General features: G+C 38.9%; 23 protein-coding genes. All 23 read left to right on the forward strand.

Annotation, left to right across the window (positions count from 1 at the left end; genetic code table 11):
• Nucleotides 1-3: 3 nt before the first annotated feature.
• On the forward strand, nt 4-360 hold the full coding sequence (locus IGI63_RS12645) for a glycine-rich SFCGS family protein (protein ID WP_002355707.1): 357 nt from the start codon (nt 4-6) through the stop codon (nt 358-360).
• 30 nt (nt 361-390) lie between these two features.
• Entirely contained in the window at nt 391-747 is a 357-nt protein-coding gene (locus IGI63_RS12650; protein ID WP_429975886.1) for a DUF4312 family protein, read from the forward strand.
• A 15-nt stretch (nt 748-762) separates the two neighbouring features.
• The gene (locus IGI63_RS12655) at nt 763-1542 is read left to right on the forward strand and encodes a DUF4311 domain-containing protein (protein ID WP_002355709.1); all 780 of its coding nucleotides are present in this window, start codon (nt 763-765) and stop codon (nt 1540-1542) included.
• 19 nt (nt 1543-1561) lie between these two features.
• Nucleotides 1562-2257, forward strand: a complete 696-nt coding sequence (locus tag IGI63_RS12660; protein ID WP_002361314.1) for a DUF4310 family protein — start codon at nt 1562-1564, stop codon at nt 2255-2257.
• 130 nt (nt 2258-2387) lie between these two features.
• On the forward strand, nt 2388-3701 hold the full coding sequence (locus tag IGI63_RS12665) for a PTS sugar transporter subunit IIC (protein WP_429975887.1): 1314 nt from the start codon (nt 2388-2390) through the stop codon (nt 3699-3701).
• Between the two features lie 25 nt (nt 3702-3726).
• Nucleotides 3727-4026, forward strand: coding sequence for a hypothetical protein (locus IGI63_RS12670; RefSeq protein ID WP_002363233.1), 300 nt, complete (start codon nt 3727-3729; stop codon nt 4024-4026).
• A gap of 8 nt (nt 4027-4034) precedes the next feature.
• Nucleotides 4035-5123 (forward strand): DUF871 domain-containing protein, encoded by a 1089-nt coding sequence (locus IGI63_RS12675; protein WP_002355714.1) that lies wholly within the window; start codon nt 4035-4037, stop codon nt 5121-5123.
• A gap of 8 nt (nt 5124-5131) precedes the next feature.
• Nucleotides 5132-6241, forward strand: a complete 1110-nt coding sequence (locus IGI63_RS12680; protein ID WP_002381282.1) for an amidohydrolase/deacetylase family metallohydrolase — start codon at nt 5132-5134, stop codon at nt 6239-6241.
• Nucleotides 6231-7337 carry a DgaE family pyridoxal phosphate-dependent ammonia lyase gene (locus IGI63_RS12685; RefSeq protein ID WP_429975888.1) on the forward strand — a complete coding sequence of 369 codons (1107 nt, stop codon included), beginning with the start codon at nt 6231-6233 and terminating at the stop codon, nt 7335-7337. The genes IGI63_RS12680 and IGI63_RS12685 overlap by 11 nt, the downstream gene beginning before the upstream one ends.
• A 3-nt stretch (nt 7338-7340) precedes the next feature.
• Nucleotides 7341-8084 (forward strand): 2-dehydro-3-deoxy-phosphogluconate aldolase, encoded by a 744-nt coding sequence (gene dagF, locus IGI63_RS12690; RefSeq protein WP_429975603.1) that lies wholly within the window; start codon nt 7341-7343, stop codon nt 8082-8084.
• 9 nt (nt 8085-8093) lie between these two features.
• Entirely contained in the window at nt 8094-9104 is a 1011-nt protein-coding gene (locus IGI63_RS12695; protein ID WP_002379155.1) for a sugar kinase, read from the forward strand.
• A 93-nt stretch (nt 9105-9197) separates the two neighbouring features.
• Nucleotides 9198-10226: a hypothetical protein gene (locus IGI63_RS12700; RefSeq protein WP_002363239.1), complete on the forward strand. Its 1029-nt coding sequence runs from the start codon at nt 9198-9200 to the stop codon at nt 10224-10226.
• Nucleotides 10223-10669 (forward strand): YaiI/YqxD family protein, encoded by a 447-nt coding sequence (locus IGI63_RS12705; protein ID WP_429975889.1) that lies wholly within the window; start codon nt 10223-10225, stop codon nt 10667-10669. Before IGI63_RS12700 ends, IGI63_RS12705 begins: the two co-directional genes overlap by 4 nt.
• A gap of 140 nt (nt 10670-10809) precedes the next feature.
• Nucleotides 10810-11880, forward strand: a complete 1071-nt coding sequence (locus IGI63_RS12710; RefSeq protein ID WP_429975890.1) for a D-alanine--D-alanine ligase — start codon at nt 10810-10812, stop codon at nt 11878-11880.
• A gap of 78 nt (nt 11881-11958) precedes the next feature.
• The gene (locus IGI63_RS12715) at nt 11959-13332 is read left to right on the forward strand and encodes a UDP-N-acetylmuramoyl-tripeptide--D-alanyl-D-alanine ligase (protein ID WP_002355722.1); all 1374 of its coding nucleotides are present in this window, start codon (nt 11959-11961) and stop codon (nt 13330-13332) included.
• Nucleotides 13333-13634: 302 nt separating this feature from the next.
• Nucleotides 13635-15182, forward strand: a complete 1548-nt coding sequence (gene cshA, locus IGI63_RS12720; protein ID WP_002355724.1) for a degradosome RNA helicase CshA — start codon at nt 13635-13637, stop codon at nt 15180-15182.
• 631 nt (nt 15183-15813) lie between these two features.
• A complete protein-coding gene (acpS, locus tag IGI63_RS12725) occupies nt 15814-16167 on the forward strand; it encodes a holo-ACP synthase (RefSeq protein ID WP_002355727.1) in 354 nt (117 codons plus the stop codon).
• A 29-nt stretch (nt 16168-16196) separates the two neighbouring features.
• Nucleotides 16197-17312 (forward strand): alanine racemase, encoded by a 1116-nt coding sequence (gene alr, locus IGI63_RS12730; protein WP_429975891.1) that lies wholly within the window; start codon nt 16197-16199, stop codon nt 17310-17312.
• Nucleotides 17313-17327: 15 nt separating this feature from the next.
• Nucleotides 17328-17705, forward strand: a complete 378-nt coding sequence (locus IGI63_RS12735) for a type II toxin-antitoxin system PemK/MazF family toxin (RefSeq protein WP_002355729.1) — start codon at nt 17328-17330, stop codon at nt 17703-17705.
• 318 nt (nt 17706-18023) lie between these two features.
• Nucleotides 18024-18719 carry a hypothetical protein gene (locus IGI63_RS12740; protein WP_429975892.1) on the forward strand — a complete coding sequence of 232 codons (696 nt, stop codon included), beginning with the start codon at nt 18024-18026 and terminating at the stop codon, nt 18717-18719.
• A 24-nt stretch (nt 18720-18743) separates the two neighbouring features.
• Nucleotides 18744-20039 (forward strand): hypothetical protein, encoded by a 1296-nt coding sequence (locus IGI63_RS12745; RefSeq protein ID WP_429975893.1) that lies wholly within the window; start codon nt 18744-18746, stop codon nt 20037-20039.
• Nucleotides 20020-20346, forward strand: a complete 327-nt coding sequence (locus IGI63_RS12750; protein ID WP_429975894.1) for a hypothetical protein — start codon at nt 20020-20022, stop codon at nt 20344-20346. Before IGI63_RS12745 ends, IGI63_RS12750 begins: the two co-directional genes overlap by 20 nt.
• A 57-nt stretch (nt 20347-20403) precedes the next feature.
• Nucleotides 20404-21153 (forward strand): signal peptidase I, encoded by a 750-nt coding sequence (gene lepB, locus IGI63_RS12755; protein WP_429975895.1) that lies wholly within the window; start codon nt 20404-20406, stop codon nt 21151-21153.
• The last annotated feature ends 28 nt before the right edge of the window (nt 21154-21181 follow it).

A 21181-nucleotide genomic window follows, 5' to 3' on the forward strand; every position in this document is an offset into this window, starting at 1 on the left:
GTTATGATTACAGTAGTTATCGCAGATCGTTTAGGAAAAGGACAAAATGTTGCAAAAGGAGTGGAGCAAGCCGGTGGTCGCGCGGTTGTTGTTCCAGGAATGGGCGCTGATATGCGTTTAGGAGATGTGATGCAACAAGAAAAGGCAGATTTAGGCATTTCTTTCTGTGGCAGTGGTGGTGCAGGAGCGTTAACGGCTGCTACTAAATACGGGTATCCCGAAAGACATGGCATGCGATCAATCGAAGAAGGGGTAACAGCAATTAACGATGGGAAAACTGTTCTTGGATTTGGTTTTATGGATCAGGAAGAACTTGGTAAACGAGTAACTGAAGCATTTATTAAGAAACACGGAGCATAGAAAGTAGTAACTTAGAAAGGAGCGGTAATTATGGATGCCACAAAACGGTCAACACAAACCGTGATTGTTTCTGGAAAAGGTAATAAGAAGAATGAAGCTTTTGCAAGTGCATTGAATGATGTTTCAAAAAAAGTATTAAAAGAAACAACAGAGGTCCTCATCCGGATTGAACCGAAAGAAGTAACTATTCGTCAGGCAAAAGAACAAGTTTATACAGAAAAATTTCTGTTCTTCTTCTTTCCTAGAAAGAGAGTGATTTATCATGTCGAACTAGCTGTAGAAATGGAAATCCAAGCCATTGCAGTCGAAGAAGTTGATTTTTTAACGGAAACAATTAAAGAACCGAACGCAGTAGTAGTTCCGTTTCTTTCAAAAAGAGGCGTATAAAGGGAGGAAGAAGGAATGGAATTTGTAATCATTTTGCTGAAGTCATTGCTTATTGGTGGTTTACTAGGTTTTGCAGCTGGCGCAGGCGCTGCTCGGATGTTTCATGCACCACAAACGCAAGGGTTAGGGGCATTTAGAACATTAGGAGAAATGAACGCGGCACAAGGAGATCCAGCATCACACTTTTCTTTTGGTTTAGGTTTTTTCTTTAATGCTTGGGCTTCGGCCGTCGGAGCAGGGGCCTTTACACAAGATGTGACCCACCGGATTGTGCCTAACTGGGCTGCAGCAATTTTATTGGTAAAGGATAAAGATGTCACTAAAACGATGCATAATCCCAAAAAAATGGGGATTGTCGGGGCCTTTGTAGGAATGGCGACTGTGGCTTTCTTAAATAGTACAGCTGCAGCAATTCCAGAATCGCTACAAGTAACAGCGGTTGCGGTGTTGGTACCTGCAGCAACGATTTTAATCAATACTGTGATGCCCGTTTTATTCTGGCTAGCGGCTTTAGATGCAGGAAAACGGACGGGTTTCTGGGGAACGTTATTTGGCGGATTATCTCAATTAGTCATGGGCAATGCTGTCCCAGGAGTTGTATTAGGGATCTTAATCGGTAAAGGTGTCGATGATTTAGGGTGGACCCGAATGACACGCGGCATGCTTGGTGCCATTATCTTATTATTTATTTTAAGTGGCTTCTTCCGAGGGTTCGACTTAGAAATGATCGAAAGTTTCCGCTTGTCTATTCCTCAATGGTTAAATAATTTACACAATGTCTTCACCGTTAAATAGAAAAAAGGAGGTCTCATAGATGGAACAGCAAGAAAAAAATGAATGGGCACAACAAGAACAAGAAATTCAAGAAGGTTTAAAAGGCAAAAGTTTTTGGTATGCTGATTGGGGCTTTCCCATTTTAGTCGGGATTATGTCAGCGGCAATTTTTGCAGGAACACATATGTATGTAGTTTATGGTGTGGGCGCCTTTAATGAAGTTTCAATTGTTGCGATGCTAAAAGCTGGTTTAGATGGTGGTTCTTATGGCGCTGCCGCAGCATTTGGTGCAAGTTTCCTGTTTGCACGAATTTTAGAAGGTTCTTTAGTCGGGATTTTAGATTTAGGTGGCTCAATTTTAACGGGGATCGGGATTGGCGTACCTGCAATTTTCCTCAGCATGGGTATTAAAGCACCTGTAGAAAACTTTGGCTTAGCACTTTTAACAGGTGCGCTACTAGGGTTAGCAGTTGGTGGCGTAATTGTGTTGATTCGGAAATTTACTATCAATCAAGGAAATTCCACTTTTGGTGCGGATGTGATGATGGGGGCTGGTAATGCCTCAGGACGTTTCTTAGGCCCGTTAATTATTTTGAGTGCGGCGGGTGCTTCGATTCCTATTGGGATTGGTGCTACATTAGGAGCTTTAGGTTTTTACATTTGGAAAAAACCAATCGCTGGGGGCGCAATTTTAGGCGCAATGATTTTTGGTGCAATATTCCCGGTTTCTTTATAATCAGAAAAAGCCTTTTGTTTTGCACTTTCTCTGTCACAAATAAGAATAAGCGTTTACATTATAATGTTACTATGTTATTATAAATGCGAAATAATTATTATTTTTATTAGTTGAACGGAGGAATTAACAAATGAATGGTTTTGTACAGTGGATGGAAGTTAAGTTAATGCCGATTGCGAATAAATTTGGTTCGCAACGCCATATGACAGCGATTAGAAAAGGATTAATTGCAACTATGCCTTTAACAATTGTGGGCTCATTCTTTACAATTTTTCAAAATATTCCAATTGAGGCATACACAAAATTGATTGAACCTTATCAAGCAATTTTAGATATTCCTTCCCGCTATACGATGGGGTTACTTGCACTTTATGCAACATTTGGGATTGCTTCATCATTGGCCAAAAGTTATAAGCTTGACTCTTTGACGTGTGGAATTTTAGCATTAATGGCCTTTTTAGTAACAGCGGCACCACCAACACGTGTCTTTAAAGATGTTGACAACGTCATTACAGCAGGGCGCTATATTAATTTAGCAAATTTAGGTTCAGCTTCTTTATTTGGTGCGATTGTAACAGCGCTGTTATCTGTTGAAATTTATCGCTTCTTTATTGAAAAAGATATTATGATTAAGATGCCAGATGGCGTACCGCCTGAAGTGTCAAATTCATTTATTGCGTTAATTCCAGGAGCAGTTATTCTTTTATTATTCTGGGTTATTCGCCACGTAATTGGTTTTGATTTGAATGGTTTCTTGAGTACGTTATTAATGCCACTTAAAGGTATCCTTGCTGGTAACAGTTTATTTGGCGGCTTACTAACAGTCTTCTTAATCTGTTTCTTCTGGGTTTTAGGGATTCATGGTCCAGCGATTATGGGCCCAGTTATTCGTCCTTTCTGGGATATGTCGATTGCAGAAAACCTTGAAGCTTTTACCAATGGTGCAAACGTTCATCAGTTACCTAATATTTTTACAGAACAGTTTTTACAATGGTTTATCTGGATTGGTGGCGCTGGAACTACGCTTTCTTTAGTTGTTTTAATGATGTTTTCTAAATCAACGTATCTGAAAAGTCTTGGCCGTTTATCGTTCTTACCAGGCTTGTTTAATATTAATGAACCAGTTATTTTCGGAACGCCGATCGTAATGAATCCTATTTTAGGTATTCCGTTTATCGTGGCACCGTTAATTACCACAACGTTATCTTATTTCTTAACAGTCGCTAATATAATTCCGATGATGGCTGCACGCTTAGCGTTTGCAATTCCAGCACCAATTGCTGCTTGGATGAGTACCAATTGGAGTTTCTCGGCCGCAGTATTAGTGATTGTTAACTTCTTAATTACAATGGCTATCTACTATCCATTTTTCAAAGTTTATGAAAAACAACAATTGGATAAAGAAGCAGAAGAATTAGCAGCTGAACAAGCAGCAAAAAATTAAAAAATGTTAGGGCGGGTGTTCTGATATGAATATCCTGCCCCTTCTAAGTCAGAGAAGAAAGTCAGGAGCGTATAAGATGATTATTTGGTTCATTTTCTTTTTTATCGTTAGTCAAATTATTATAGAAAAAGGGCAGTTGCCTACTGTTGTTTATCAATTTGGTTTGGTAAAGACGTTGGTTTTTACGGCAGTTTGTATTACTCTTTCCATGATAATTGGCGGATTTCTAAATCAGCCAGTATTGCTCGTTGGCTCTACAACAATCCTGTGTAGCTCGGTGATTGCTTGGAAATTTCGAAATAAATTTGAAAATAGCGGAGTGTGAGAACGAAGATGAAAAGAGCATTAGGTGTATCAGTTTATCCAGATCATAGTGATATCAATCAAGATAAAGCGTATTTAAAAAAAGCCAGCGAATGTGGGTTTACTCGAATTTTTATGAGTATGTTAGAAGTGACCGATGGCAAAGAAGCGGTTCAGAAAAAATTTAAAGAATTAATTAGTTATGCGAAAAATTTAGGATTTGAAACAATTTTAGATGTCGTTCCAAGTATCTTTGATGAATTGGAAATTTCATATGATGATTTGACTTTTTTCAGCGAATTAGGAGCTGATGGGATTCGGTTGGATACAGGTTTTGATGGAAATAAAGAAGCCATGTTGACGTTTAATCCATTCGGCGTGGCTATTGAGTTGAATATGAGTAATGATGTCGCTTATCTTGATAACATTTTGACGTATGAAGCGAATCGACCTTTCTTATATGGTTGTCATAACTTTTATCCACAAGCGGGAACTGCATTGCCGTATGATTTCTTTGAAAAATGTAGCATCCGTTTTAAAAAGGAAGGTATTCGGACAGCTGCTTTTATTTCATCACAGGTAGGTGAAATTGGTCCTTGGGATGTGAATGATGGGCTACCTACTTTAGAAATGCATAGACAGTTGCCAGTCACTGTTCAAGCTAAACATTTATTTGCAACAAATTTAATTGATGATGTTGTTATTGGAAATGCTTATGCTTCCAACGAAGAATTAGAAGCATTGGGTCAGTTGAATCGTTATCAAACAGAATTGACCATTGTTTTTGAAGAAGCGACTTCTGAAATTGAAAAAGAAATCGTAACAAAAAATCAACATTTTCGCCGTGGAGATATCACTCAGCAGATGATTCGTTCCACAGAAGTGCGTAAAAAATATAAAAATGAAGCTAATCCCCCACATGATAATCAAGCAATGCTACAACCTGGAGATGTTGTTGTGGGAAATGATGCATTTGGAAAATACAAAAATGAATTACAAGTCGTTTTAGAACCACATCAAGACTCACGCAAAAATCGAGTAGGGCGTATTATAGAAGAAGAACTTGTATTATTAGAATTCATTAAGCCTTGGACAAAATTTAGATTTATAGAAAAGTAGGGAAGAATATGGACTACGATTTACTTATAAAAAATGGACAGACAGTAGATGGTATGCCTGTTGAAATTGCAATTAAAGAGAAAAAAATAGCTGCTGTTGCAGCAACTATTTCAGGTTCTGCAAAGGAAACTATCCACTTAGAACCAGGTACTTATGTATCCGCAGGCTGGATAGATGATCACGTTCATTGTTTTGAAAAAATGGCTCTTTATTATGATTATCCAGATGAAATTGGGGTCAAAAAGGGTGTTACGACAGTGATTGATGCTGGGACAACAGGTGCTGAAAACATTCATGAATTTTATGACTTAGCGCAACAAGCAAAAACAAATGTTTTTGGATTAGTCAATATTTCTAAATGGGGCATCGTTGCTCAGGACGAACTCGCAGATTTAAGTAAAGTACAAGCGAGTTTAGTCAAAAAAGCGATTCAAGAATTACCAGATTTTGTTGTAGGGATTAAAGCCCGTATGAGTAGGACCGTTATTGGCGATAACGGCATTACGCCTTTAGAATTGGCCAAACAGATTCAGCAAGAGAACCAAGAAATTCCCTTAATGGTTCACATTGGATCAGCACCGCCTCATTTAGATGAAATTTTAGCCTTGATGGAAAAAGGGGATGTCCTAACCCATTGTTTTAATGGGAAAGAAAATGGCATTTTAGACCAAGCAACGGATAAAATAAAAGATTTCGCTTGGCAAGCGTACAACAAAGGGGTCGTATTTGATATCGGGCATGGTACGGATAGTTTCAATTTTCACGTAGCTGAAACAGCGTTGCGCGAGGGAATGAAAGCTGCATCAATTAGCACAGATATCTACATCCGTAACCGAGAAAATGGTCCTGTTTATGATTTAGCCACAACGATGGAAAAACTCCGTGTGGTCGGCTATGATTGGCCAGAAATTATTGAAAAGGTAACCAAGGCTCCTGCTGAGAATTTCCATTTAACGCAAAAAGGCACGTTGGAAATAGGTAAAGATGCTGATTTAACGATTTTCACGATTCAAGCAGAAGAAAAAACATTGACTGATTCTAATGGATTGACACGAGTAGCCAAAGAGCAAATTCGCCCAATCAAAACAATTATTGGAGGACAAATCTATGACAATTAGTTACGAAAAATTCCACTTAAAAGAAGTCATTAATGCTTCTGGCAAAATGACCATTCTAGGTGTCTCCAAAGTTTCGGAGGCAGTCCTCGCGGCTCAACGATTCGGCGGCGAACATTTCTTTGAAATGAGTGAACTTAGTGTGCAAACAGGGGCCTTTTTAGCCGACTTGTTGAAGGTAGAAGATGCCCAAGTCGTTTCCTCGGCTTCGGCGGGGATTGCCCAATCGGTGGCTGCCTTGATTGGAAAAGGCAGCTTGTACCACGCGTATCATCCCTATTCAGAAAAGATCGAACAGCGGGAGATTGTTTTACCTAAAGGGCACAACGTGGACTACGGCACGCCTGTAGAAGTTATGGTAACGCAAGGCGGCGGCCAAGTGGTGGAAGCTGGCTACGCCAACATGTGCAGTCCAGAACACGTGGAAATGATGATTTCTGAAAAAACAGCGGCCATTCTATACATCAAAAGCCACCATACCGTGCAAAAAAGTATGCTGACGGTGGCCGAAGCGGCCAAAGTGGCGCAACGCCACAAGGTGCCGCTAATTGTTGATGCGGCAGCAGAAGAAGATCTTTTCAAATACACCGAAGCAGGCGCTGATTTGGTGATTTACAGCGGCGCCAAAGCCATTGAAGGGCCAAGTGCCGGTTTAGTGGTCGGGAAAAAAGAATACATTGACTGGGTGCGCCTACAAGGCAAAGGCATTGGTCGAGCAATGAAAATTGGCAAAGACAATATCTTGGGCTTTACGCAAGCAGTGGAAGAATACTTGGCACATGGCAGTGAATCAGGGGCTTCGATGCAAGAGCGCTTAAAACCGTTTGTTGAAGCCATCAACAACCTGTCAGATTTAACCGCTAAAATCGTCCAAGATGGCGCTGGCCGAGACATTTATCGCGCCAGTGTCAAAGTGGACGGCAGAAAAACCGCTAAGGAAGTCATCCAAGCGTTAAAAGCAGAAAGTCCAGCCATTTATACGCGAGAATATCAAGCCAACAATGGCATCATTGAATTTGACATTCGTTCTGTCAATCAAGAAGAAATGAACAAAATCGTGCAACGATTACAAGAAATTATGGACACAAAGGAGAAATAAGTCATGTCATTAAAACCTAATTATTTAGAAGAACGCATTTGTTTAAACGTTTTAGCCAATTCAGTAGAAAATGCCCAAGCCTGTTATGAAGCAGCAGAAGGGCATGTTGTTTTAGGCGTCCTTTCAAAAAACTATGAAACCGATGAAGCAGCCATTGACGATATGAAAAAATACCAAGCAGCAACCAACAACGCTTTATCTGTCGGCTTAGGAGCTGGTGATCCAAATCAAAGTCAAATGGTGGCTCGCTTATCAGAAGTTCTACAACCGCAACACGTGAACCAAGTCTTCACAGGTGTCGGCGCTTCACGGGCCTTACTGCGTCAAGACGAAACAGTGATTAATGGCTTGGTTTCACCCACAGGCAAAGTTGGCTATGTAAACATTGCGACAGGTCCGTTAAGCTCGGGTGCGCCAGCGGCGGAAGTGCCTATCGAAACCGCCATCAAATTGTTGAAAGACATGGGAGGCAGTTCCATTAAATATTTCCCGATGAAAGGCTTGGCTCACAAAGAAGAATACCAAGCAGTAGCAGTAGCTTGCGCCAAGTATGACTTTTATTTAGAACCAACAGGGGGCATTGATTTAGAAAACTTTGAAGAAATTGTTCAGATTGCGGTGGATGCCGGCGTTAAAAAAATCATTCCTCATGTCTACAGCTCAATTATCGATCAAGAAACAGGGGACACTAGAACAGAAGACGTGAAAACGTTACTAACCATGATGAAAAACACATTGAATAAGTAGGTGGCAAAGATGAAAATTGCTGCGTTTGGTGAAGTCATGCTTCGTTTCACTCCGCCAGAGTATCTAATGTTAGAACAAACAGAGCAGTTAAGAATGAACTTTGTAGGGACTGGCGTAAATCTCTTAGCAAATTTGGCTCATTTTCAACTAGAAACAGCATTGATTACGAAATTACCTGCCAATCGTCTTGGTGAAGCTGGCAAAGCAGCGCTAAGGAAGTTAGGAATTTCAGATCAATGGGTAGGAGAAAAGGGCGATCATATTGGTAGTTTTTTTGCAGAAATGGGTTATGGAATCCGCCCCACACAAGTAACTTATCAAAATCGCCATCAGAGTGCTTTTGGCATCAGCGAGGCGAAGGATTACGATTTTGAGGCCTTTTTAGCGGAAGTAGATATGGTGCATATTTGTGGTATTTCGTTAAGTTTAACTGAAAAAACTCGTGATGCTGCTTTGATACTTGCTCAAAAGGCGCATGCCTATCAAAAGAAAGTTTGTTTTGACTTTAATTATCGACCTAGTTTGAATACAGCAAATAGCGCACTCTTTATGCGTCAACAGTACGAACGCATTTTACCTTATTGTGATATTGTTTTTGGCAGTCGTCGTGATTTGGTCGAGCTATTAGGTTTCATTCCGCGAGAAGATTTAGAAGGTGAGGCACAAGAAACTGAACTGATTCAGCGCTTCATGTCTCAATACAATTTGGAATGGTTTGCTGGGACAACGAGAAGTCATTCCCAAAATCAAAACTACTTAAGTGGGTATTTATATACCCAAAATGAGTACCAACAGAGTGAAAAAAGACCGCTTCTTAATCTTGATCGAATTGGTGCTGGTGATGCTTATGCGGCGGGGATTTTATATGGCTATAGCCAAAATTGGTCGTTAGAAAAGGCAGTTACCTTTGCCACAGTCAATGGGGTCCTTGCACATACGATTCAAGGAGATATTCCTTTGACAACGGTCAAACAAGTGAATCACGTTCTTGAGCATCCGAATATTGATTTAATTCGTTAAAGAAGAAAACCAGAAGAAAAGTCGTGTGTGGCTTTTCTTCTGGTCTTTTTTTCATTATAATTAAAAGAAACAGATTGCAAAGGAGGCAGCAGGATGAGTGTTGCACATCTTTTAACAGTTTTAGAAAACGATGAATTTATTGAACGGATTCAAAAACGACCAGAAGCGTTCATTGGAACGACTGGCTTAGTCGGCTTAGAGAATTTACTTGTTCAGACAATTAACGGTTTATTAGAGTTTTTCATTGAAAAGAATCAAGGGAAAATTGCTATACAGTTATCGCGTCAACAAATCTCTTTTCAGGTATCTTCCACACGACCGCTTGTTTTTGAACAAAAGCAAGTCGATTTAGAACCACCTTTTCTGTATTTATCTGTTTTACAAGCCTTCTCAAAACAAGTAGGGATCAGTATCGATCAAGAAAAACAGCGAACTATTTTTATTTACCATCAAGGGCAATTGAAAAAACGATTATTGTTACCTATTGAAGAAACCCAGGAACGAATTGAAGTCTTATTTTGGCCAGATACGCAAATTTTTGGTACAGAATCACTTTCTTATATGCGTGTTTTACAGCAATGTCAACAGATTGCCATGTTGAATCCAGGCTTAAAGATTCTCTTAACACAAGAAGAGGAACAAAAAAATCTTTGTTATTACCCTAAAGGTTTAAGTAATTATTTATTTGAAAAAGATAACCCATTAACTAGAAAAGCTGCACCGATTATTCAAGCCAAGCAAACAGAATTGGCCCTTGTTCAATTTATTTTGAGTAAAAATCATGCGCCGCAAGTGCAAAAAACATTTGTTAATGGGCATTATCCCAGTCTTGGTGGAACCCACTATGAGGGCTTTCTTGATGGCGTAGTGGCCGCCTTTAATCAATTTTTAGAGGAGCAACATTATTCATTATCTGTGACAGCAGATAGTTTTTTAGCAGAATTTGATTTTGTTTTAGCCATTACGATACCAAAGCCCCGCTACACTGATGCAACGAAAACCATTTTAAGAAATACAGAGTTATATGAAGTGGTTAAAGAAGTCGTTTTTGACGAATTACAACACTACTTTCAACGTCATCCCAAATGGTTAGAGCAAGGAAGAATCGAGGGAAATGAATGAAAATTTTTGTCGATGGCGATGGTTCACCTGTGAAAGAGACGGTTATTGAAGTCGCTGTAGAGAAAGCTTTGGATGTGGTGATTGTTACTAGTGTAGATCATTATTCCTTAAAAGATTATCCAGAAAATGTCTCTTTTGTGTATGTTGATAAAGGAGCGGATGCTGCTGATTTTAAAATTGTGCAGTTAATAAAAAAAGGGGATCTTTTAATTACACAAGATTATGGCTTAGCTTCCTTGGTTTTGCCAAAAGGAGTGTTGGTTTTACATCAACTGGGTTATCAATATACGAAAGAAAATATTGATGGCTTGTTAGAACAACGCTATTTTAGTGGCCAAATTCGGCGAAAAGGTGGCCGAACGAAAGGACCTAAACCTTTTACAGACAAAGATAGAACAACGTTTAAACAAGCCCTTATTGAGCTGGTGGAACGGGGTCTTTAGCAAGGAAAAGGCAAGCAAAGAATTTTTCCTTCACTAAATTTGCTTCTATTATGAAACTGGGTTTTATGCTAAAATAAGTAAGGATAATTTGAAAAATAATTTTTTCTAAAAGACAGGAAAGAAACTAGGAGGACAAGCATTTGAAGATTATTTTGTTGTATGGCGGCAGAAGTGAAGAGCACGATGTGTCTGTTTTGTCTGCATATTCCGTTTTAAATGCAATCTATTATAAATATTATCAAGTACAGTTAGTCTTTATTAGTAAAGACGGTCAATGGGTAAAAGGCCCTCTCTTATCTGAACGACCACAAAATAAAGAAGTTTTACATTTAACTTGGGCACAAACACCTGAAGAAACAGGCGAATTTTCAGGAAAACGAATCAGTCCTTCGGAAATTTATGAAGAAGAAGCGATTGTTTTCCCTGTTTTACATGGGCCAAATGGTGAAGATGGAACAATTCAAGGATTCATGGAAACCATTAATATGCCTTATGTAGGCGTAGGTGTCTTAGCTAGTGCTAACGCAATGGACAAAATCATGACGAAATATCTTTTACAAACTGTTGGCATTCCACAAGTACCATTCGTGCCAGTTTTAAGAAGTGACTGGAAAGGAAATCCAAAAGAAGTCTTTGAGAAATGTGAAGGTTCTTTAATTTATCCGGTCTTTGTTAAACCTGCCAATATGGGTTCTAGTGTCGGAATTAGCAAAGCGGAAAATCGTGAAGAATTGCAAGAAGCATTGGAAGAAGCTTTCCGTTATGATGCCCGAGCAATTGTTGAACAAGGGATTGAAGCACGTGAAATTGAAGTAGCCATTTTAGGAAATGAAGATGTCCGTACGACTTTACCTGGTGAAGTGGTGAAAGATGTCGCTTTCTATGATTATGATGCAAAATACATCAATAACACGATTGAAATGCAAATCCCAGCGCATGTTCCAGAAGAAGTAGCTCATCAAGCGCAAGAATACGCTAAAAAAGCGTATATTATGTTAGATGGAAGTGGCTTAAGTCGCTGTGATTTCTTCTTAACAAGCAAAAACGAATTATTCCTGAATGAATTGAACACCATGCCTGGTTTTACTGACTTTAGTATGTATCCTTTACTGTGGGAAAATATGGGCTTGAAATACAGTGATTTAATTGAGGAACTGATTCAGTTAGCTTTGAATCGTTTTAAACAACGCCAAGAATTTTATAATAACTAAGAAGAAAAAATCACACAAGACTGGGACATGACAAGACTTTGGCATGTCCCAGTCCCTGTGTCAGAGGAGCAAAACATAATGAAATTAACCTTCTGGGAAGTAGCGCAAGCGGTTGAAGCCAGTAATGATTGGCAACAATGGCCTGATTTTCCTTTAACAGGCATTGAATTTGATAGTCGTAAAATTGTGAAAGGAAACCTCTTTGTTCCTTTACAAGGTGAAAATGATGGTCATCGTTTTATTGAGAGTGCCATGGCTAATGGCTGTCAGGCCGCTTTTTGGGGACAGGATTTAGTCGATGCACCGCAACAATTGCCTGTTTTGCATGTTACTGATCCACTGGTGGCTATGCAAAAATTAGCTACCTATTATTTAAATAAAATGCAACCGAATGTCATCGCTGTGACTGGCAGTAATGGAAAAACCACCACTAAAGATTTAATTGCTGCTGTGTTATCTGAAAAGTTTGTGACTTACAAAACGCAAGGCAATTACAATAATCAAATTGGCTTACCCTATACTATTTTACACATGCCTGATGAAACAGAAAAACTGATTTTAGAAATGGGCATGGATCATGCTCAGGAAATTTCTTTCCTTTCCAATCTGGCTCAGCCAGAAGTTGCTGCCATCACAATGATTGGCGAAGCCCATGTGGAAAATTTAGGCTCACGAGCAGGCATTGCACAAGCAAAAATGGAAATTGTAGATGGTTTAGCCAAAGACGGTAGTTTATTTGTGCCAAGCGATGAACCTTTGCTAGAACCATTGGTGGAAAAAGTCACGCAACAAGTGATTACTTTTGGTTTTAGCCAGGAAAGTCAACTTCAAGGAATCGTCACAAATGAAGCCAAAGAGCAAACCTCATTCAAAATCAGTGATACACAAATGACGTTTACGATTCCAGTGCCAGGAACCTATAATGTCACCAATGCATTAATCGCAATTGGCATTGGTCGTTATTTCCAATTAACGGATAGTGAGATTCAAAAAGGGTTGGCTACAGCGGAACTAACAAAGAATCGGACAGAATGGCTGAAAGCAGCGAATGGTGCCGAAATTTTAAGTGACGTGTACAATGCCAATCCGACAGCTATGGGTCTTGTTCTGGACAGTTTTAGCAAAATGTCCAAAGTAGGAAAACGAATTGCTGTTTTAGGAGACATGCTAGAATTAGGTCCTGATTCTGCTGCCATGCATCAAGCAATGGCGCAGCATTTAGCCCCAGATGCGATTGAAGAAGTCTTTTTATATGGTTCTGAAATGGCTTATTTAGCTGATAAATTGCAAGAAACCTATGCACCAGCTAACATTCATTCTTTTAAAAAAGAAGAAAAAAATGAGTTGATTGAAGCTGTCAAAAAAGTTTTACAGCCAGAAGATATGGTGGTTTTAAAGGGAAGTAACGGGATGGGACTTCGTGAAGTCATCGATGCACTTTTGGAAAAGTAAATAAGTTTCATAAAACTTGCTGAAAATAGGATTCTATGATAGAATGACCTATTGCCGGAAGATGACGAGAAAAATTGAATCGTAGTAAATAAAATAGATCTATTTCTATGTTTAATAATAAATGTGAAGCTGAACGACCACGTTTGGCTTTTCTAATGCCATAAGGTGAATTTTTCGGTGAAATCAGGAAAGAAGAAATAGTTGGCACACTATAATGGATTTCTTTTTAACAACTGAAAGTGAAGACACCTGAAACTAGGAAGAAATCGTTCTTTCCGAAACAAAATCTAGGAGGATATCATTTGAAATTTAAAGAACTTGGTTTAGCGCCAGAATTATTATCAGCGGTAGAACGCGCAGGCTTCGAGGAAGCAACCCCTATTCAATCAGAAACAATTCCGTTAGCGTTAGCAGGAAAAGACGTAATCGGACAAGCACAAACAGGAACAGGGAAAACCGCTGCTTTTGGCTTACCAATGCTTAACAAAATTGACGCAGACAACCGCGTTATTCAAGGATTAGTCATTGCACCAACCCGTGAGTTGGCTATCCAAACACAAGAAGAGTTATTCCGTTTAGGCCGCGATAAAAAGATTCGCGTCCAAGCCGTTTACGGTGGGGCTGATATCGGTCGCCAAATCCGTGGACTAAAAGATCGTCCACATATCGTTGTAGGTACACCAGGACGTTTACTAGACCATATTAACCGTCGTACCTTGAAATTAGAAACTGTTGAAACATTAGTTTTAGACGAAGCAGATGAAATGTTAAACATGGGCTTCTTGGAAGACATTGAAAAAATCATCTCACAAGTGCCAGAACAACGTCAAACACTTCTATTTTCAGCAACTATGCCGCCAGCAATCAAGAATATTGGCGTGAAATTCATGAAACAACCAGAACATGTGAAGATTAAAGCCAAAGAAATGACGGCTGATTTAATTGATCAATATTATGTACGTTCAAAAGACTTTGAAAAATTTGACATTATGACACGTTTACTAGACGTGCAAACCCCAGAATTGACCATTGTCTTTGGTCGGACAAAACGCCGTGTTGATGAACTTGCCCGCGGGTTAGAAGCGCGTGGTTACAAAGCAGAAGGCATCCATGGCGACCTATCACAACAAAAACGGATGAGCGTTTTACGTTCATTCAAAAATGGTAACTTAGATATCTTAGTGGCAACAGATGTAGCAGCACGTGGGTTAGATATTTCAGGTGTCACCCATGTCTATAACTACGATATTCCACAAGATCCAGAAAGTTATGTTCACCGTATTGGTCGGACAGGTCGTGCTGGTAAAGGCGGTATGTCTGTGACGTTTGTAACACCAAACGAAATGGGTTACTTACATGTCATCGAAAACCTAACGAAAAAACGGATGACGCCATTACGTCCACCAACCGAAAAAGAAGCATTTAAAGGACAATTAAGTGCAGCTGTTGAAACCATCGAAAGTGATCTAGAAGAAAATGGTTTAGACAAATATCTAGAATCTGCTGAAGCGTTATTAGAAAAATACTCAGCGACAGACTTAGCTGCGTTATTATTAAAAACAGTAGCGAAAGATCCAGCAGATGCGGTTCCTGTAAAAATTACCCCAGAACGACCATTGCCTTCAAATAAAAAAGGCTTTAACAAAAATGGCCGTGGTGGTGGCGGTGGTAACAACCGTAATCGCAACCGTGGTGGCAATGGTAAAGGTGGCAGCTATCGTGGCAACAAAAACCATAAAGATGGCGACCGTAATTACAAAAATAGCGACCGCAAAAATAAAGATCAACGTGGCGGCAAACGTCATAACGATAAAAAACGTGGTTTCGTCATTCGCGAAAACGCCAAATAATCAAAAGAGCGAGTGTTCCGTCTATGAATGGAATACTCGCTCTTTTTTGGTAGATAATCGTTAAATAGAAAAACTCAAAAAAAGTAAAAAAGGCATCAAAATGATATAGAAAAAGAAAAACGCCAAAATTATCCAAGTTTTCAACGGGGAAGTTAGATTGAAGAGTTTCAGTTTTTGTTGTAGCAAATGAATGGTTATAATCCAAGCCAGTTGCAAGAGAAAAAATAGGCTGGGATTTTTAAAGAAGATTGGAAATATGTAGAGCAACAAAGCAAAAATAAACAGGGCGCAACGAAGTAACTTTTTTTGCCGAGAAGTTAAAGTCATACATTTTTCTCCTTTTTCTTTTTATTCTCCCATAAGTAGCCAAAATTTGCTATAAAATATCAGAACATCCGCTTAGTTTCCTGATTTTTTTCCGATACTTCTTAGTTGTTTTCTTACTTTTATAAAAATTCAGAAAAATTTTATAAAAATGTAAATAGGAAGAAAACGTATGGTACTTCAATTTGTGTGAGGATCTTGTAAAACATTCTTTATTTTTTTAGCGAATCAGTGGAAAAATTTTGAAATTTTGTTAAAATGAAAGGTAATTCGGAGTAACTATATTAAATAGGAAGTAAGGCGGAAAATGATAAAGGGAATTGGTATTGACGCAGTAGAATTAAGTCGGATAAAACCGATTGTTGAAAAACAAGGATCATTTATTCAACGGGTTTTAACACCTAACGAATTGACCCTTTTTGAAAAGTTATCTACAAAACGTCAAATAGAATTTTTAGCTGGTCGTTTTGCTTGTAAAGAAGCGTTCTCTAAAGCATGGGGCACAGGGATTGGTAAAGTTGGTTTACAAGATATTGAGGTGCTGACTGAAAAAACAGGTGCACCATACGTAGCAAACTCGCCCCATAATGGTAAAGTGTTTGTCTCGATTACGCACACAGATACTATGGCGATTGCACAAATTGTTTTAGAAAGCGAATAACAGAAGCAACGAAGAAAGAAGGATGTACAATGGTCGTTGGATGGCATCGTCCTACACGGTTACATATCGATACGCAAGCAATTACTGAAAATGTCCAAAAGGAATGTCAACGTTTGCCAGAAGGAACCGCTTTATTTGCGGTTGTAAAAGCGAACGGCTATGGGCATGGCGCCGTAGAATCCGCCAAAGCGGCGAAAAAAGGTGGCGCGACAGGTTTTTGTGTCGCCTTATTGGATGAAGCAATTGAATTGAGAGAAGCAGGTGTTCAGGACCCCATTTTAATTTTGAGTGTGGTAGACTTAGCTTATGTGCCTTTGTTGATTCAATATGATTTATCTGTAACGGTAGCTACACAAGAATGGTTAGAAGCTGCTCTTCAACAACTAACGCCTGAGAGTAACACGCCATTACGTGTTCACTTAAAAGTCGATACTGGCATGGGACGGATTGGCTTTTTAACCCCGGAAGAGACTAAGCAAGCAGTGCGGTTTGTTCAATCCCACAAAGAATTTTTATGGGAAGGGATTTTTACTCATTTTTCAACAGCTGATGAAATCGATACAAGCTATTTTGAAAAACAAGCAGGGCGTTTTAAGGCTGTTCTAGCAGTTTTAGAAGAGTTACCTCGGTATGTCCATGTTAGCAATAGTGCGACAGCGTTATGGCATCCTGATGTGCCAGGAAACATGATTCGCTATGGGGTAGCCATGTATGGATTGAACCCTTCAGGTAATAAGCTTGCCCCAAGCTATGCGTTAAAGCCGGTCTTACGTTTGACCAGTGAACTTATCCATGTAAAACGCTTAGCGGCTGGCGAAGGGATTGGCTATGGCGAAACCTACGTGACTGAAGCTGAAGAATGGATTGGGACAGTGCCAATCGGCTATGCAGATGGCTGGTTGCGTCATCTCCAAGGATTTACAGTGCTCGTGAATGGTAAGCGTTGCGAAATCGTCGGACGAGTGTGTATGGATCAATGTATGATTCGTTTAGCAGAAGAAGTTCCTGTCGGCTCAGTCGTTACATTAGTTGGAAAAGATGGCAATGAAGAAAATACGTTACAAATGGTAGCCGAAAAATTAGAAACCATTCATTATGAAGTTGCATGTACTTTCTCACAAAGAATCCCCAGAGAATATAACTAGATAGGAGGTTCCACTATGGTCAAACGCGGAGATATTTATTTTGCAGACCTTTCCCCAGTAGTGGGCTCGGAACAAGGTGGCGTCAGACCTGTCCTTGTTGTCCAAAATAACTTAGGTAATCATTTTAGCCCAACGATTATCGTTGCGGCGATCACAGCCAAAATGGCAAAGCCAAAATTGCCAACACATATCGGGATTAATTCTGATGAAACAGGCATTGAAAAAGATTCAGTGATTCTTTTAGAGCAGATTCGAACAATCGATAAGGGTCGCTTGAAAGAAAAAGTTTGTCATTTGAGACTTGATATTATGGAAGAAGTTGATCGTGCCTTAGGCATCAGTGTTGGACTTAGTAGCGATTCAGCCCCAGCAAAAGCAAATTCAGCTACATAAAGAACGATAGCTACTATGAAATCAACAAAGACTAATTGAATTTTTTTAAAAGCGACTGATCTAGTTCGGTTCGCTAAACATAGTTTGAGTAAAAGCGAGAGAGATGGCCAAGTGGCATCTCTCTTTTTTTGTTTTATATTTTAAAAATTAAAATATAAATATAAAATATAAAATTTTATCATCGTATTTTAAATAAAGTTGTTGGCAAGGCTCAAACGGAATGTTACAATCAATACTATATAGAGTTTTTAAAGAGCGTAACAGGTGATTTTACAAGTTTTGATTGTCGAACTATGACATAAAGGAGATTATATTTGTATGATGATTGTTGTACTTTTAATGAGTAGTTGCTTATTTTTATTTGTAAGCTATCAATTGTATTTGCGATTACTTGTCGAAAAACTGGATTCAGAGGACCGGACATTAAAGAGGAAAATAAATTTCTATAAGTATCAGAAAAATAGTCGTTTAATGATTTATTTATTGTTTAGTATTTGTCTACTTAGCGTATTATTGTTAGGAATTGTTTATACATATTATCAATTAAATCAACGAAATATCCGCATGGAACAGCGGATCGAGCGTTTGGCACAAGGCCAAGTTGCTCAAGGTGACAAAATAAAAAAACAAGCGATTAAAAAAACAGCCTTAAATCAGTTTCCCTGGAAGCAAGCTGTTTCGGCAGAATCGGCCGCTGTCTTGACTAATTATGAATTACAATTAGCGCGTGAATGGCGTCCTTACCTCGGGGAGACGAGTATCACAATGATTAGAAGTGAAAAAACACAAACCTTGACACTGTCTGTTTTTTCAGTTGGCTTAAGTTACCATGAATTTCAAACAGGCCAAGACAATATTGTAGCACTTATTGCAGCGTTGAATTCAGTTAAAGAAATTACCATGATTGATTTTAATTTTACTTATCGAGATCAAGAGCAAACCCTTGTCAAATCCATTGATACGTATGCTCGTGAGACGTTGGAAACAAATTTGGAGCCTGTCGTGATTAGTTAAAAGGACGAGAGAAAGGACATATAGATGACAAAAAGACGTTTAATCAAAAAAATTAAAGATATTTCGGATGATACGCTTGAAAAAGAAGTCTTTTTTCAGCCAGGATTCGAACCAGAAAAAATAATTAGCGGAATCAAACCAGAACAACAGGAAAAAGAAATGGCGACGTTAATAGAAAGGCTCGCCTACTATCAGAAAAAAGAAACAGCCTTTAAAAAACTTCAAGAAGAAAATGAGCAATTAAAGAACCAACAAGAAACGGAAAAACAAGCATTAGAAGAAAAAAATCAGGCATTACTTGAAACACTAAATCAAAAGGAACATGAAATTTTTGAATTGGAAGAGCAACTGGAAACGAACAGTGAAACCACGACAGAGGCTACCACTCTTCAAACAAATCTGCAAAACGCAGAAAAACAATTAACCACTGTACATAATCAAATGGAACGTTTAGAAAGTGAATTAACGCAGCAAGTGGCAGAATTAGAAAAAGAATCGGCTGAACAGCAACAACATATCCAGACATTACACAACCAGTTAGCAGAAGAAAAAGGAAAGTTGGAGAAAAAAGGAGATATTACAGGAATGGAAAAGCAAGTAGAAACGTTAACGACAGAATTAGAAGAAAGCACAACGACTCAACAAGCATTGCAGGAACAAATTGAAAAACTAACTGTACAATTACAAAAAGTAGAAGCCGAAAAACAAACCTTACAAGAGGCTGCCCAACAAGAAGTGATTGTGAAACAACGCATGGAGGAGTTAAAGAATGAGCTTCAAAATAGTTTACAGCAAAAAAATGAAGCAGAAGTAAAACTAGGTCGACTACAAGGTGTCAATGACAAACATCTTGCTGAAAAGCAAGTTTACGAAGGGGAATTAGCTGCTCTAAGAAAAGAAGTAGAGGCCAAAGAAGACAGTTTAGAACAAGTTCAAAAAGAATTGAAGACACTACAAGCCGTTTCAAAAAATATTGAACCGAGTAGTGAGCAGTTAACAGAACTGCTACGCGCAAAACAGCAAATTAACGATTTATTAATGAAAAATCAGCAATTACAAGAAGAGGCTTTAAAATCGCAACAAGAAATTGGCGAAGTGATGGTTTCTGCCAAAAAAGAAGCCAATCGGATTGTTAATGAAGCGAAAGTAGAAGCAAAACACCTAATCAATTCCGCAGAATTAGAAATGTTAAATATTGGTAACCGAGCGAAAAGTATTTCGAATGAAGTCGAAGCATCAAAAGTAGAAGTACTTGAGATTTATCGCGAATTAGAGGAACGCTTAACTAAACTGACACGTCTTGAACAAGATAACTATTAATAAAATGGTCAGTAAAAAGTTAACGGGAACAAGGAAACTACATTGTCTTGGGGTCCTTTTTTTAGCTGTTACATTAAGTAGCTCCGCAGAAAGATTACAGGCTGCTGCTGTCTCAAAGGAAGAGCAGTCGCTAAGGCAACCGCTTATCAGGAAAAACATAGTAACAGAGAAGAGCGAATATCTTGTAGAAGCAAATCAAAGTATTTGGGAGCTGGCACAAGATGCGCAGAAACCATTGAATCAGTTTATGAAGGAAAACCAGTTACGTAGTAGTTATATAAAAAAAGGAACGCAATTAGCTAAATAGAAAAAAGGAGCAAGAAAGGAAAAGTTTATTTAAGAAGCTTTTCCTTTTAAGAAAACGATGGAAGAATGGATAAAGCCCGTTATGCGAACAATTTGCCACATTAAGCGCGCCTTCTTGAAGCAAAAGTTGCCTGCGACATATCAGCTAAAAAAGCAAAAGGCTAACACAGCAATGGAATATTTGCTTGAGCAAACAGATAACCATCAATCAATAAGAGGACCGAAAAGAAAAATGACCGCTGAAGAGATTAAAAAAAAGCGGCAAGCCTACCAAAAGAAACAACGCATCCAAGTCGTTAAATTTTTTATGCCAGCTATTCTTTTCGCCATTTTTGTGTTCTTTTTTGTGTTAAAGACATCTAGCTACCCAATTGCTGGGCAATCCATGAAGCCGACACTTAACGCAGGGGAACGAGTCTTAGTACAACGGACGAAGCAAGTAACAAGGTACGATGTGATTGAATTTAAAGCACCGTTGGCTAGCACAGGTACGTACGTCAAGCGAATTATCGGGGTTCCTGGTGATCGAATTTGGGTAAACGAGGGAAAACTTTATCTTTCAGAAGAACCTATAGCAAGCGATAATGAGGCACTGCCTGAGAATGCCAGTCGTTTTGACTTATCAGAAGAAGCGGCAGCCCAACTTCGCCTGTTTCAGAAGATTCCAGCTGGTCATTACTTTGTCTTAGGGGACAATCGTACGCATTCAAGTGATAGTCGTACGTTCGGCTTTGTCGAGATACAAGCGATTGAAGGAATCGTGGTGTTTAAAATGGCGCCGTTTAAGGAAATAGGGAAAGTAAAATAAAAAGCTTAAGTCAGCCATTTAAGAGTAG

The organism is Enterococcus sp. DIV0086, assembly GCF_050498705.1.
In the GTDB taxonomy this organism is placed as follows: domain Bacteria; phylum Bacillota; class Bacilli; order Lactobacillales; family Enterococcaceae; genus Enterococcus; species Enterococcus faecalis.